At 61.6% G+C, this 12,951-nt stretch carries 11 protein-coding genes; 3 read left to right on the forward strand and 8 right to left on the reverse strand.

What is annotated here, in order from left to right:
• Positions 1-3: 3 nt before the first annotated feature.
• On the reverse strand, positions 4-846 hold the full coding sequence (locus SYNCC9605_RS06770) for a SpoIID/LytB domain-containing protein (protein WP_156783035.1): 843 nt from the start codon (positions 844-846) through the stop codon (positions 4-6).
• A gap of 76 nt (positions 847-922) precedes the next feature.
• Here SYNCC9605_RS06770 and SYNCC9605_RS06775 point away from each other — a divergent pair, with 76 nt between their 5' ends.
• Entirely contained in the window at positions 923-1,651 is a 729-nt protein-coding gene (locus tag SYNCC9605_RS06775; protein WP_011364324.1) for an SDR family oxidoreductase, read from the forward strand.
• On the opposite strand, the gene SYNCC9605_RS06780 is transcribed toward SYNCC9605_RS06775, so the two are convergent.
• Positions 1,633-2,028, reverse strand: a complete 396-nt coding sequence (locus SYNCC9605_RS06780; RefSeq protein WP_011364325.1) for a DUF2237 family protein — start codon at positions 2,026-2,028, stop codon at positions 1,633-1,635. The two genes, SYNCC9605_RS06775 and SYNCC9605_RS06780, sit on opposite strands and share 19 nt — an antisense overlap.
• 111 nt (positions 2,029-2,139) lie before the next feature.
• Here SYNCC9605_RS06780 and SYNCC9605_RS06785 point away from each other — a divergent pair, with 111 nt between their 5' ends.
• Positions 2,140-2,370, forward strand: a complete 231-nt coding sequence (locus SYNCC9605_RS06785) for a hypothetical protein (RefSeq protein WP_006851429.1) — start codon at positions 2,140-2,142, stop codon at positions 2,368-2,370.
• Positions 2,371-2,400: 30 nt separating this feature from the next.
• On the opposite strand, the gene SYNCC9605_RS06790 is transcribed toward SYNCC9605_RS06785, so the two are convergent.
• The 3 genes from SYNCC9605_RS06790 to SYNCC9605_RS06800 all read right to left on the reverse strand — a co-directional run bounded on the left by SYNCC9605_RS06790 (position 2,401) and on the right by SYNCC9605_RS06800 (position 7,325).
• Positions 2,401-2,673: a small RNA NsiR4-regulated ssr1528 family protein gene (locus tag SYNCC9605_RS06790; RefSeq protein WP_011364326.1), complete on the reverse strand. Its 273-nt coding sequence runs from the start codon at positions 2,671-2,673 to the stop codon at positions 2,401-2,403.
• Between the two features lie 47 nt (positions 2,674-2,720).
• Positions 2,721-6,347 (reverse strand): methionine synthase, encoded by a 3,627-nt coding sequence (metH, locus tag SYNCC9605_RS06795; RefSeq protein WP_011364327.1) that lies wholly within the window; start codon positions 6,345-6,347, stop codon positions 2,721-2,723.
• A 63-nt stretch (positions 6,348-6,410) separates the two neighbouring features.
• On the reverse strand, positions 6,411-7,325 hold the full coding sequence (locus tag SYNCC9605_RS06800; protein ID WP_011364328.1) for a branched-chain amino acid transaminase: 915 nt from the start codon (positions 7,323-7,325) through the stop codon (positions 6,411-6,413).
• A 65-nt stretch (positions 7,326-7,390) separates the two neighbouring features.
• On the opposite strand from SYNCC9605_RS06800, the gene cobN reads away from it, so the two are divergent.
• Positions 7,391-11,119 carry a cobaltochelatase subunit CobN gene (gene cobN / locus SYNCC9605_RS06805; RefSeq protein ID WP_011364329.1) on the forward strand — a complete coding sequence of 1,243 codons (3,729 nt, stop codon included), beginning with the start codon at positions 7,391-7,393 and terminating at the stop codon, positions 11,117-11,119.
• Here the strand turns inward: cobN and SYNCC9605_RS06810 are convergent.
• Genes SYNCC9605_RS06810 through hemJ form a run of 3 tightly spaced genes read right to left on the reverse strand, consistent with a single transcriptional unit; the run spans position 11,109 to position 12,924 of the window.
• On the reverse strand, positions 11,109-11,663 hold the full coding sequence (locus SYNCC9605_RS06810) for a hypothetical protein (protein WP_011364330.1): 555 nt from the start codon (positions 11,661-11,663) through the stop codon (positions 11,109-11,111). The genes cobN and SYNCC9605_RS06810 overlap by 11 nt on opposite strands.
• 27 nt (positions 11,664-11,690) lie before the next feature.
• Positions 11,691-12,338, reverse strand: coding sequence for a PHP domain-containing protein (locus SYNCC9605_RS06815; protein ID WP_011364331.1), 648 nt, complete (start codon positions 12,336-12,338; stop codon positions 11,691-11,693).
• Between the two features lie 13 nt (positions 12,339-12,351).
• Positions 12,352-12,924 (reverse strand): protoporphyrinogen oxidase HemJ, encoded by a 573-nt coding sequence (gene hemJ, locus SYNCC9605_RS06820; protein WP_011364332.1) that lies wholly within the window; start codon positions 12,922-12,924, stop codon positions 12,352-12,354.
• Between the last annotated feature and the right edge of the window lie 27 nt (positions 12,925-12,951).

Genomic DNA, 12,951 nt, shown 5'->3' on the forward strand with positions numbered 1-12,951 from the left:
CGCTCATGCGTAGTACTTGCCGAGAATGGCATTGAAGGGAAGTCCCTGACGGGCAAGTCGCTGAGCACCGGTTTGACTCATGCTGGCGCCGAGATGGCCATGGGCTTCAGCACTCACTTGCGCGTTCGACGCATAAAGGCTTTCCACAATGCCTCCGCTGTAACTGATGATGATCCCGCGGGCCTCCCGTGTTGCTGAACGACTGGCTGTGGTTATACTTATCCCCCCTCCAAACACCTGCCAACGGGTTGTGTCACCCAGGTAATACGCCGTCGTTGCAGGTCGGGCGAGATGCGCAATCGCGTAGGAGCGGGCTGCAACGGCCTTCGCTTTCGGTGCTTCCCGATGACATGCGCTGGGCATTTCGGCGCCAACCACTGAAGCCACATAAGTCTCCAGGTCAAGCGAGACCACCGGAAGCCAATCATCTTGGCCATTGAGCAGGGATACATCGCCTCGATAGTGCTGCTGGTTGATCTGAACAGGTCCACTGGAGCAATAAATCTCATGCGGAGTGAACGCAGCAAGGCTGTTCAGCAGCTGTTGAGCAAGAATTACAGAGCCGTGCTGATTGCGGAAAAGCATGTTGGGTCCTGGCCGGAAGGCGGTGATGGGGCTCTGGCTGACCAGACCGACGCGGATCTCCAGGGGCACATGATCAGAACCCGGCGGCACCCTTGGAACAACACGGGAACCAACAGTTGCGTCGTGATCGAGCAGCGCAAGCAAGCTGGAGCTCGGCTGATCAGACCGCTGGGGGAGTGGCCGAGCCAACCAGCCGATCAACGCAGCCATGAGCAGGCTTCCGAACAGGGCCGGTGGCCAGAAATGACGGCGAAAGGGCACCAGAACTGCTCAGCAGAGCCTCCAGCCGATGATGCCTGATTTCCGCTAGACGGTCTCTTCTCCGCAGCAAGATCACATGGTCGAAGCAGCCTCAACCACTTGGGTTGGCTTGGCCCTGGTGGTTGGCCCCGGCGGGATCGGATCGGCAGTGGCAGCAGAACTGAAGCGCACCTGCCCTGATCTGAAGGTACTGACCGCTGGACGTCATGGACCGCCGGCATCCTCACTGAATCTGGACATTGAAAACGACAGTGATCTGGATGGGCTGAGCGCAAGCCTGGATGCCGAGGGGCTCCCCCTGCGATTGGTGTTCAACTGCAGCGGTCGACTGCACGGTCCTGGGCTGCAACCGGAAAAACGTCTTCAACAGGTCGATCGATCCCAGTTGGAGCAGCAATTCGGCATCAATGCCATGGCTCCGATCCTGCTGGCCAAGGCGATCGAACCTCTGCTGCAGCGCGATCAACCCTTTCATTTCGCCAGCCTCAGCGCTCGCGTGGGAAGCATCGGCGACAACCGAACTGGAGGCTGGTACGGCTACAGGGCAGCCAAGGCGGCTCAGAACCAGCTGCTGCGCTGCCTAAGCATTGAATGGGCTCGCCGCTGGCCGTTGGCCACCGTGAGCCTGTTGCACCCCGGAACAACCGACACATACCTGTCTCGTCCGTTCCAGAGCTTCGTGGCAGCGGACAAACTTTTCTCTCCAGAACGGGCCGCGCGTCAGCTGGTTGAGGTGTTGCTGCAGCAGACCCCGGAACAATCAGGGGCCTTTCTCGCCTGGGACGGTCAATCGATCGATTGGTGAGCGTGCTGCTTGAGCTGGTCAAGGCTGACGACCGTCAGGGCGCTCTCTTCCGTGGCCTCCAGGCGCACAAGAGGTGCCACGCCATCCTCGTAGGCCTGCTTCCAGCGCGGCGCACAGACGCACCAGTGGTCCCCTGGTTTCAAGCCCGGGAACTGAAAAGCGGGCATCGGCGTGCTCAAGTCATTGCCCTGGGCCTTGCTGTAACTGAGAAATTGTTCAGTCATCACGCAGCAGATGCTGTGCTGGCCGTGATCCGATGGATCGGTTTGACAGAGACCATTGCGATACCAACCCGTCATCGGCTCACAACTGCAACTCTGCAGTGGGTCACCAAGAACGTTCCTGGCCGGCGGAAATTCGGGGCTACTGCTGGACATCTGAGCGCTCAATCGAGGGGGAGTCTGCCCAAGGACTGGCACATTTTGACTTCAGACGGTTGACGAACCCCTGGGTGAACAGGTTAAAGGTCATTCAGTCATGTCCACTCGATGGATTGGGAGTTCACTGAAGACGCTGCGTTTCTGGCGCTCTGCGATGCGTTTCGCGAGAGCGGCGAAAGCTCGGCGATCGAGTTCCTTGCCAATGGAGAGGGAGCCTTTCATTTCCAGGACCTGGCCCAGAACGCCGCTGGCGAAGGCCTTGATCTAAGCGAATCCAGTGCCCTGGAATCGTTCCAGCAAGAGGTGATCGACACGATGGAGAAGCTCTGCCAGGACTGAGCCCGGCAGCGCTTCTCCTTCACAAGGAGATCATCCGTAGAAGAAAGCAATCTCCTTGTCCTTCAGACCGTCCCATCCGGCCTTCAGGAGCCTCTGATTGAGGGTGTCCTGGTCGAAATGCTTGGCTCCGGTCTTAACCACCCGGTTGCGCATCGATTTCAGAACACCACTGCGAGCGCGCTGACTTTCCAGATCCATCACCTGGTTATAGAGAGCGAGCATCGCTTCAGGGATTGGACTTCCATCGAGATCCACACCCGCTTCGATGGCGGCATCAACACCGTCCGGTCCGGCAATGGCCATGGTGAGCAGAAACAGGGCGTCTCAGGCTATGGGACGCCGCTCTGGGCTCAGGCGCTGAAATAACGAGCCTGGGAGTGGAGAGCCACCAATGCTGTGGTGCTCTGCTCAGGCTCGAGCTGGTCACTAGCGTCCATGCTCAAGCCGATGCGCTCAGCGCCGAGCCAGTCCAGCTGCTGCCTGGAATCAGCCACATTGGGACAGGCGGGGTAGCCGAAGGAGTACCGGCTACCGCGGTATCGCTGCGCCAGCACATCCCGCAGGGCCATGCCGTCGGGATCAGCGAAGCCGAGCTCCGAACGAATCCGTGCATGCACCCATTCGGCCATCGCTTCGGCCATCTGCACCGCAAGGCCATGGAAGTACAGGTAGTCGCTGTAGCGATCGCCCTTGAACAGCTCCTGAGCCACCACAGAGGCCTTCTGGCCCATGGTCACGGCCTGAATCGGCAGCACATCCGTCGGACCTCCCTCAGCGTCCAGATCGTTGAAGAAATCGGCAATGCAGAAGCGGTTGCCAGACCGTTGACGGGGAAGCTCAAAACGCCCGAGTTCCCGCGTGCCGTCGGCATCGAACACCCGAAGGCTGTTGCCATCGCGTCCCACAGGGAAGTAGCCGTACACCGCACGGGGAGTCAACAGTGACTCATCCATGCAGCGCTTCATCCACTCCTTCAGCACCGGGTCTGCCTTCTCCGCCAGCATCGCCTCATAGTCGTCTCGGCTCTGCTCCTTGGTTTTTCGGAGCATCCACTGGCCTGCGAAGAGAGCATTGCGGTCGAGGTAGTGGAAGACCTCGGCGATATCGATGTCGGCCTCAGTGATCACCGAAGAGCCGAGGAAGGGCGCCAGCGGTGCGGCTTCAGCGGGAACGGCGTCGGATCGATCTGAGCTCACCGGCGGCAGATCTGCGGCTGGAGCATCCGTTGCGGAGATGGATGTCTCCTCAGCCTTCTCGGAGGTTGTCGACTCTTCATCCAGGCCAACCCCTTGGGGAGCATCAGCCAGAAAGCCCTTGGTGTTGGTCCAGTTCTCGCTGCGCTTCGCATCCATCAAGGCATCCATGAAGCGCAGATCAGCGAAGGCATCACGGCCGTAGATCACCTTGCCGTCGTACACCTCGCGGCAGTCCTTCTGCACGAAGCGTGGCGTCAAGGCCGCACCGCCGAGGATCACAGGAACATCAATCCCCGCATCGTTGAAAGCTTGGAGATTGTCTTTCATGAAGGCCGTGGATTTCACCAGCAGACCGCTCATGGCGATGCAATCGGCCTGATGTTCACGCTGGGCCTCAATGATGGCTTCACAGCTCTGCTTGATGCCGAGGTTGATCACCTCGTAGCCGTTGTTGGTGAGGATGATGTCCACCAGGTTCTTGCCGATGTCATGGACATCGCCCTTCACCGTGGCGATCAGGAACTTGCCCTTGCTCGTGCTCTCGCCCTCGCTTTTTTCCATGTGCGGCTCGAGGTGTGCCACGGCGGATTTCATCGTCTCGGCGCTTTGCAGCACGAAGGGGAGCTGCATCTGGCCGCTGCCGAACAATTCACCCACCACCTTCATGCCATCCAGCAGGAAGGTGTTGATGATCTGCAGAGGGGGATAGGTCTGCAGCGCCTCGTCCAAGGAGGGCTCAAGTCCGATGCGCTCGCCATCAATGATGTGCTGCTTAAGCCGTTCCTCAATCGGCAGATCCGCCAGCGAGGGGCCTGAAGCACGGGCTTCCTTGGTGCTGACTCCCTCGAACAACTTGGTGAGTTCGGTGAGCGGGTCGTAGACGCAGATGCCGTCCTCGAAACGGCGGTTGTCATTGATCAGATCACGACACACCTTCTGGTGGTCATCGCTGATCTTGATCAACGGAAGAATCTTGGCGGGGCTGACGATGGCCGAATCCATGCCGGCTTCACAGCAGTCGTGGAGGAAGACCGAGTTCAGCGTGATCCGTGCTGCCGGTGACAGGCCGAAACTCACATTGCTGACCCCGAGCACCACGTGCACACCGGGAAGGTTCTCCCGGATCATCCGGATGGCATCCACGGTGGCGCGACCATTCAGGCGGTCTTCCTCAATGCCAGTGGAGATGGGAAGAGCTAGGGGGTCGTAGAAGATCTCGTGGGCAGGGATGCCGAACTCCAGAGCATCGCGATAGGCCCGCTGGGCGATGGCGAACTTCTTCTCGGCCGTTCTGGCCATACCGTCTTCGTCGATCGTGCCAACCACCACAGCGGCGCCGTAGCGGCGGGCCAGCTCCAGAACCTTGAAGAAGCGCTCGTCACCGTCTTCGTAGTTGGTGGAGTTGAGGATGCACTTGCCCCCGGCCACCTTGAGGCCCGCTTCCATCTTCTGCCACTCGGTGGAGTCGAGCATCAGGGGCAGGTTGACGTTGGTGACCAGACGGCTCACCAGCTCGTGCATGTCCCGTTCGCCATCGCGACCGACGTAGTCGACATTGACGTCGAGCACGTGGGCGTTCTCCTTCACCTGCCCGCGGGCCACCGACACCAGCCCGTCCCAGTCTTCCTCCGCCAGCAGTTCACGCACCTTGCGGCTGCCGCTGGCATTGAGCCGCTCTCCAATGATCAGGAAAGAATTATCTTGGTGGTACGGCGTGACGCCGTAGATCGATGAGGCAGCGGGCTCGTAATTGGGGCTAGGTCGCACATCCTTTGCGCTGGCGCGGTCCCAGCGGGAGGGGCGTTCAGCCGGCTTGAGCTCCTGCGCCAGTTCCGCAAGGCTGCCGATGTGGGCTGGAGTGGTGCCGCAGCAGCCACCGATCACTTGCACGCCGAGGTCTTCAACGAAGTGCATCAGCTGCATCTTCAGCTCCACCGGCGTGAGGCGGTAATGGGCCACACCGCCAATGTTTTCCGGCAGACCGGCATTGGGAATGCAGCTGACGGTGAAGGGGGAATGCTCGGAGAGATAGCGAATGTGCTCCTTCATCTGCTCCGGACCAGTGGCGCAGTTGAGGCCGAGGATGTCGATCGGAAACGGTTCAAGGATCGACACCACGGCAGCGATGTCCGTGCCGACGAGCATGGTGCCGGTGGTTTCCATCGTGACGGACACCATCAGGGCCCGCCGTTCACCAGTGGCGGCAAAGGCCTCTTCGATGCCCTGGAGCGCTGCCTTGATCTGCAGCACGTCCTGACAGGTTTCGACGATGAACAGGTCGACGTTGCCGGCGATCAGTCCCTCAGCCTGCTCGCGGAACGAATCCCGCATCGTGTCGAAATCGATGTGGCCGAGGGTGGGCAACTTGGTGGTGGGGCCCATGGAGCCCGCCACGAAGCGGGGCTTTTCAGGGGTGCTGAATTCATCAGCCATTTCCCGGGCCAGCTCCGCAGCCCGCTTGTTGAGCTCGAAGGCCTTGTCTTCCAGGCCGTATTCCGCCAGCACAATCGACGCAGCGCCGAAAGTGTCGGTCTCGATGACATCGCAGCCCACCTCGAGGAACTGGCGATGCACAGCCTTGACCGCATCCGGTTTGGTGACCGCAAGGTTCTCGTTGCAGCCCTCCAGGTCAGGACCACCGAAATCTTCTGCCGTGAGCCCCAGCCCCTGAAGGCTGGTGCCTGTGGCGCCGTCGAAAACCAGCACAGGACGCTGCGGACCATGCAGGTGGTCGAGAAATGCAGAGGTGGTGACTTGCCGATCTGCCTGCGTCACCACCATCCGTGCACCCCCTGAGAAGCACTGATCTTAAGAAAAGCTCAGGAGGAACTTCAGCCGTTTCGATCAGGCAATGGAAATGCGGGTCACCCAGTGCTCATAGGCGGGGTCCCGTCCTTCGGTGATCGCCACGAGCTTGGCTTTCAGCGCATCCATCACAGGACGCTTGGCGTTCAGCACCGTGGATTCGATCTGACGGATCGGCGTCACCTTGGCGGCCGTGCCGGAGAGAAACACTTCATCGGCGATGAACAACTCGGTTTTGTCCACCGGACGTTCAATCACAGGGATGTCCATCGCTTTGGCCAGCTCAATCACGCTGGCGCGGGTGATGCCCTCGAGGATGTCCTGATCCACTCCAGGCGTGATCAGCTGGCCATCACGCACCAGGAACAGGTTCATGCCGCTGGCTTCGCTGATCTTGCCGCGACTGTTTAACAGCAAGGCTTCGTCGAAACCGCTCTGCACGGCTTCCGTCTTGGCCAGGGAACTGGTGATGTATGCGCCGGAGATCTTGCCGCGCAGCGGCAGGGATCGATCCTCCTGGCGTGTCCAGCTGCTGATCCGGCAACTCACCCCCTCCGGAGACAGGTAATCCCCCAAGGGGAGTCCGTAGATCAGGAAGTCGGTCTCGATGTTGTGCAGGCGCGGGGCAATGCCCAGATCGCTGGTGTACACAAAGGGCCGCAGATAGATTGGCTGGTCAGGCTTGTTGGCCTGAAGCATTGCGGTAAGGGCCGATAAAATCGTCTCTTCACTTAAATCCGTGAGCAGCAACCGGGCGCTCTGGCTGAGACGCCGGGCGTGCCGATCAGCTCGGAACAGCAGCATGGTGTTGCTGCTCTGGAGATCGGGAATGGCGCGCATGCCTCCGAAGGCACCGGTGCCGTAGTGCAGGGCATGGGTGGCAATGGAGATCCTGGCCTCCTCGAAGGGAACGCACTGGCCCTGGAACCAGGCATAGGGCAGGAACTGATGCATCACAGTGATGGATCCGATCGCTGAATCTTCTCACCACCGGGCACCGCAACACGGAGAATGGGGCCATGCACCGCCTTGCCACCTGTCCGGGTCTGGATCCACCGGAAGATGTGGTGCTCGTCGAGCAGCCGGGCGCGGATGTGCTGTTCCTCACCAGCGCAGGCACCGACATCAGCTGCCTGGACGCCAGCCTGCCGAGCAACCAGGACTGGAAGGAGCGGATCCGGGCGTTGCCCCTGAGCTGCCTTGAGCACCCAGCGCAGCTGGACCATTACCTCAACACCACCGCCCAGGCGGCGCACTTGATCGTGGTGCGCCTGCTCGGCAGCCGTGGGCACTGGAGCTACGGCCTCGAGCAACTGCAGCGATGGTGTGCAGACGACACGCAGCGGCAACTGCTCGTCCTCGCCGGAACGGCTGATCAGAGCAACGAACTGCATGGGCTGGGCTCCTGCAGTGCTGAACTGGCCGATCAGCTGTCGGCACTGCTGCGGGAGGGCGGCATCGACAACATGGGGCGGTTCCTCGGAGCTCTCGAGGCTCTTCTGGAGGGAACCCCCGTATCACCCGACAGCGTGGCGATGGTGCCTTGCCCCGATCCAATGCCCTGGGATTGGCGCGATGAAGCGGGGACTGCGGTGGGCGTGGTGCTCTATCGGGCCCAGTTTCAGGCCGGAGACCTTGGCCTGGCGGATGCCCTCACGGCCGCCCTGCGGCAAGAGGGACTGCGACCCTGTCTGCTCTGGGTCAGCAGCTTGAGAAACCCGGCAGTGCAGGCCGGCGTTCACGACCTGTTGCAGCAGCAAAACGCTGAGCTGGTGATTGCGGGCACGTCCTTTGCCTCGGTGCAAACCGAACAAGCCGGCCTGGGGAGCCCCCTCTGGGATCGGCTCGATCGACCGGTGTTGCAACTGCTCAGCAGCAGCCGCAGCCGGGCCCAGTGGCTGGAGAGCAGCCAGGGGCTGAATCCGATGGATCTGTCATTGCAGGTGGTGATGCCGGAGCTGGATGCCCGGATCACCACGCGGCCCTGCGGTTTTCGCGACCACAGGCAGACCAGCGGCCCACTGGCCACGGCCATTCCCTGCCTGCAGCCGGATCCAAATGGCCTCAAGTGGCTGGCTGAGCACAGCCGCCATTGGGTGGAACTGCGCCAGACCCCATGCCCCCAGCGGCGCATCGCAATGGTGCTGGCCAACTACCCCGTGCGCGATGGTCGTGTGGCGAATGGCGTGGGCCTTGATACGCCAGACAGCACGGCGCGGATGCTCGGCTGGCTGGCGGACACCGGCCATGACCTGGGCTCGGACCCCTTGCCGGTTTCAGGCGATGGCTTGATGCAAAAGCTGTTGGCCGGTCGCACCAACGCACCGGAGGGACAGCACCGCCCAGCCCTGGACCATCTGCCCCTCATTGCTTATCAGACGTGGTGGAGAACTGTTGCAGAGCCGGCTCGACGCTTGATCGAAGCTCGGTGGGGTGCTCCAGAAGCCGCCTGCGACCTGGATCCAAACAAGGGCTTTGCTATTCACGGCCTGCGTTTCGGTCATGTGGTGGTGCTGATCCAGCCGGATCGCGGCTATGACGCCGATCAGATCGCCGATCTCCACTCACCGGATCTGCCGCCACCGCACAGGTATCTGGCCCAGTACCTCTGGCTGCGCAGCGTGCATCAGACCCAGGTGATGCTGCATGTGGGAAAGCACGGCAGTGCGGAATGGCTGCCGGGCAAGTCGGTGGGGTTGAGCGATGCCTGCGCCCCCGCGCTGGCCCTGGGCCCAATCCCCCACCTTTACCCCTTCATCGTCAACGACCCTGGCGAAGGATCTCAGGCCAAGCGTCGCGGACACGCCGTGGTGCTGGACCACCTCACACCGCCATTGGGGCGGGCTGGGTTGCACGGACCGCTGCAACGTTTGGAGGGCCTGCTCGATGAACTGGTGGAGGTGCGGCAGCTGGGGGGGAAGCGGGCCCGGGTGCTGGAACAGGCGGTGCATTCCAGCCTGCTGTCCCTCAACTGGCCCGCAATCCCCAGCCAAGAAGCCATTCGCCGCCAACCGGAGCTGCTGGAGACCTGTCTGGACCAGGCGGAAACCTATCTCTGCGAGCTGAAGGAATCGCAGATCCGCACGGGCCTGCATCGGTTCGGTGTAGCGCCATCGGCAGAAGCCGCCGATGAGCTGCTGATCGCCCTGGCCCGCCCCCCCAGGCAGGGGCAACCGGGCTTGCTGCAGGCCATGGCCCTGGTGGCAGAACTGGACTTTGACCCCTGGCAGCAGGACGAAGGCGACAAGCTCTCGGAGGCGGATCAGGCCCGCCTGAGGTTGCTGAGTGGCGAAGACTGCCGACGGGTGGGGGATGGTTGCGCCTGGATGGAGCAGCAGGCCCAATTGTTGATTCGGCGGATCATCCATGGGGAACAGGCCGACGGACTGGCGGAACCGTTCCGGAGCTGGAGCCGTGAGGATTCCTGCCTGCAGAACCTGCAGGGCGATCTCTGGCCCCGCTTGAACGGTTGTGCCGCTGCCGAAAAAGAGGCCTTCCTACGGGGCATTCAGGGGCAGCGCATCGCTGCGGGGCCCTCAGGGGCACCGAGTCGCGGTCGGCCCGATGTGCTGCCCACCGGGCGAAATTTTTATTCCGTCGATCTGCGGGGCTTGCCCACAGAAGCCGCCTGGGACCTGGGGCGACGCTCGGGGGAGCAGTTGCTGGATCTGCATCTGCTGGAGCAGGGAGAACCCTTGCGCCATCTGGCGTTGTCGGTTTGGGGAACAGCCACGATGCGCAATGGCGGAGAAGACATCGCCCAGCTGCTGGCCCTGATCGGTGTTCGACCGGTCTGGGATGGCCCCACCCGAAGATTGGTGGACCTGGAGGTGATCCCAGCCCGTTTGCTGGGTCGACCGCGGGTGGATGTGGTGCTGCGCATCTCCGGGCTGTTTCGCGATGCCTTTCCACAATTGGTGGGATGGGTGCATCAGGCCCAGTCGATGGTGGCGGCCCTTGATGAACCGGATGACCTGAATCCCCTGGCTGAGCTCACGCGTCAAGGCGGGCCCCAGGGCCGCATTTATGGGTCCGCCCCCGGTGCCTACGGAGCCGGTCTGCAAGCCCTGATCGACAGTGGCGCCTGGGAGTCCCGAGCAGACCTGGGCCAGGCCTTCCTGAGTTGGAGCCAATGGTCGTACGACGGTGCAGCCGCCCCCAGCCTTGATCGATCCGGCCTCGAGCAGGCCCTAGGCAGGGTGCAGGTTGTGCTCCATAACCAGGACAACCGCGAGCACGATCTGCTCGATTCCGACGACTACTACCAGTTCCAGGGGGGCCTTAGTGCAGCGGTGGAAGAGGTGTCAGGAGCACGGCCGCAGCTTTGGTTCGCAGACCATTCCCGCCCCGAACGGCCTCGCCTGCACCGGCTTGAAAAGGAACTCGACAAGGTGATGCGCAGCAGGATGCTCAACCCCCGCTGGATCGAGGGAATGATGCAGCACGGCTACAAGGGTGCCTTCGAAATGGGGGCCAGCCTTGATTACCTGTTTGCCTACGACGCCTCCACCGATCGCGTTCCCGATTGGTGTTACGGCGCGCTGTGCGACCAGTGGCTGAGCCAGTTGCGGATTCTGGACTTCTTGAGCGCAAGCAACCCCTGGGTGCTGAGGGACATGGCCGAACGGTTGCTGGAGGCCTCCAATCGAGGACTTTGGACGTCAGCAACGCAAGACCAGATGCTGCACCTGCAAGACCTGGTGACCAGCAGCGAAGCCCAGATTGAACGGGGAAGCCCTATTTGTTGAGGTCGCGAACCATCTGACGAAACGGATCGATCGATCCAGGCTTGGAGGACGGCGCTGCTGAACCCTCCTTGGCCACCGGTTCTTCCTTCGGCTTCAACTCTTCTTTACGGCCGACGGGAGCAGCATCTGCGGGAGCAGGGGTGTTCACACCCGTGATGGCGGTGCCCTTGAGGCGCTTGCTCATCTCCTCGGTGCTCACCTGCGTAGCGAAGGTTTTCTTCACCGGTGTGGGAATGCCCGCGTTGAGGGTGATTGATTCTTCCTTCTTGACCACACCGCCGAGGCCTTCGCTGCGCTTTTCAAGCTTCTCGGTTTCGGCAGCCACCTCCATGATCTGTTCCTTCGTTCCGGGGCTTGCGGCTGTGCCGGGGAAGGTGCGGCGAATCGTCTTCGACTCGCGCATGTAGTTGACATCCCCCAGGGAGGAGGAAGCGTCGGCATCAAGGAAGAACTCGGCCGGCTTCTCCTTCGCCGGCTTGCGAGGCTGAATCGTGGAGTCGGAATCTGCGGAATCCTTTTTCAGCAGACGATCCAAGAAGCCCATGTCGACCAGAACTGAGATGGAATGAACTTAGCGGCCGCAAAGGTCAATTCCATGGGTATCGGTGCCACACGTACGCAAAAGGCCAAGGTTGCTCAGCTGACGATCGATGGCCTCACAGATCAACGGGCTGGCGGACCAGGTTGGTTGCATCTCGTAGTCGTACCAGGCCTCACCACCATCGAAACCAAGCCGGGCCGCCTCATCGATCAGCACGTCATGGCCAAGGCGGTAACGGGCGGGATGGGCCAACACTGCCAATCCACCGGCGGCATGGATGGCATTAACAACCGCCTCAGCCCTTAGCGGTTCACCGACGACGGCATCCCCACGGTTGTAGGGCTGGAGCGCAGGGTGGTTGAGCTCGAAGCCAAGGGCGAGCACATGAACAAGACACCCCTTCAGCAGTGCACTGATTTCCATGCCACTCCAGACGGTGGGGACCTCAACACCGCTGGCGCGCTGCTGATCCAGCCAGGCCTGGATCTCCCGGTGGGCATGGCTGCTGTGGTGATCCGTCACCGCCAGGTGCTTGAGCCCCCGCTCGGTGGCCTGCCAGATGAGCTCGATCGGTTCGAGACTGCCGTCACTGCAGACGGTATGGCAGTGGAAGTTATGCGTGGTGGGACAGCTCGACGGCCCCACCTGTTCGAGAACGGTTTTGAGCGGGTGGGTCATCTCAACCCTCATCTCAGGCTTTGGCGGAGGCTTCGGCCCGCAGGCGGCGCCAGCGGGCATAGAACTGAATTGACGCTGCCATGAACACCACCAGGGCGACGATGAACCAGGTCGCGGCGCTGGTGGGGAACTGCGTTTTGAACACCACCAGCATCACCACGATCACCAGCAGCAACGTCGGCAGCTCATTCAGGGCACGCAGCTGCTTGCCCGACCAGGCACAGGTGCCGGCGTGAAGTTGGCCCATCAGCCGATAACAGAACAGGTGGTAAGCCAGCAGGGCCGCCACAAAACCGAGCTTGGCGTGCATCCAGCCCTGCTGAAGCCAGGAGGGCTGGGCCAGAAGCAACCCGATGGCCATCGACACCGCCACAGCCATCCCCGGCGTAGTGATGATGTTGGCGAGGCGTTTCTCCATCAAGGTGTACTGATCACGGAACGGCTGCTGCAGTTCCGGCGCCAGTTCCTCCGTTTCAACGTGATAGATGAACAGGCGTACCAGATAGAAGAGGCCCGCAAACCACACCACAACCCCAACGATGTGCAGGGTCTTGAACCAGAGGTAGGCCTCGGGCGAAAACGTCATCAACACGACTGATCTGGAGGGACCTTA

The sequence above is a fragment of the Synechococcus sp. CC9605 genome, assembly GCF_000012625.1.
Lineage (GTDB): Bacteria > Cyanobacteriota > Cyanobacteriia > PCC-6307 > Cyanobiaceae > Parasynechococcus.

Bases quoted from the DNA above. Each gene is read 5' to 3' on its own strand.
- SYNCC9605_RS06775 (WP_011364324.1), top strand. From the start codon at position 923: ATGGTCGAAGCAGCCTCAACCACTTGGGTTGGCTTGGCCCTGGTGGTT.
- cobN (WP_011364329.1), top strand. From the start codon at position 7,391: ATGCACCGCCTTGCCACCTGTCCGGGTCTGGATCCACCGGAAGATGTG.
- metH (WP_011364327.1), bottom strand. From the start codon at position 6,347: ATGGTGGTGACGCAGGCAGATCGGCAAGTCACCACCTCTGCATTTCTC.
- SYNCC9605_RS06800 (WP_011364328.1), bottom strand. From the start codon at position 7,325: ATGCATCAGTTCCTGCCCTATGCCTGGTTCCAGGGCCAGTGCGTTCCC.
- SYNCC9605_RS06785 (WP_006851429.1), top strand. From the start codon at position 2,140: ATGGATTGGGAGTTCACTGAAGACGCTGCGTTTCTGGCGCTCTGCGAT.
- SYNCC9605_RS06790 (WP_011364326.1), bottom strand. From the start codon at position 2,673: ATGGCCATTGCCGGACCGGACGGTGTTGATGCCGCCATCGAAGCGGGT.
- SYNCC9605_RS06815 (WP_011364331.1), bottom strand. From the start codon at position 12,338: ATGACCCACCCGCTCAAAACCGTTCTCGAACAGGTGGGGCCGTCGAGC.
- SYNCC9605_RS06810 (WP_011364330.1), bottom strand. From the start codon at position 11,663: ATGGGCTTCTTGGATCGTCTGCTGAAAAAGGATTCCGCAGATTCCGAC.
- hemJ (WP_011364332.1), bottom strand. From the start codon at position 12,924: ATGACGTTTTCGCCCGAGGCCTACCTCTGGTTCAAGACCCTGCACATC.
- SYNCC9605_RS06780 (WP_011364325.1), bottom strand. From the start codon at position 2,028: ATGTCCAGCAGTAGCCCCGAATTTCCGCCGGCCAGGAACGTTCTTGGT.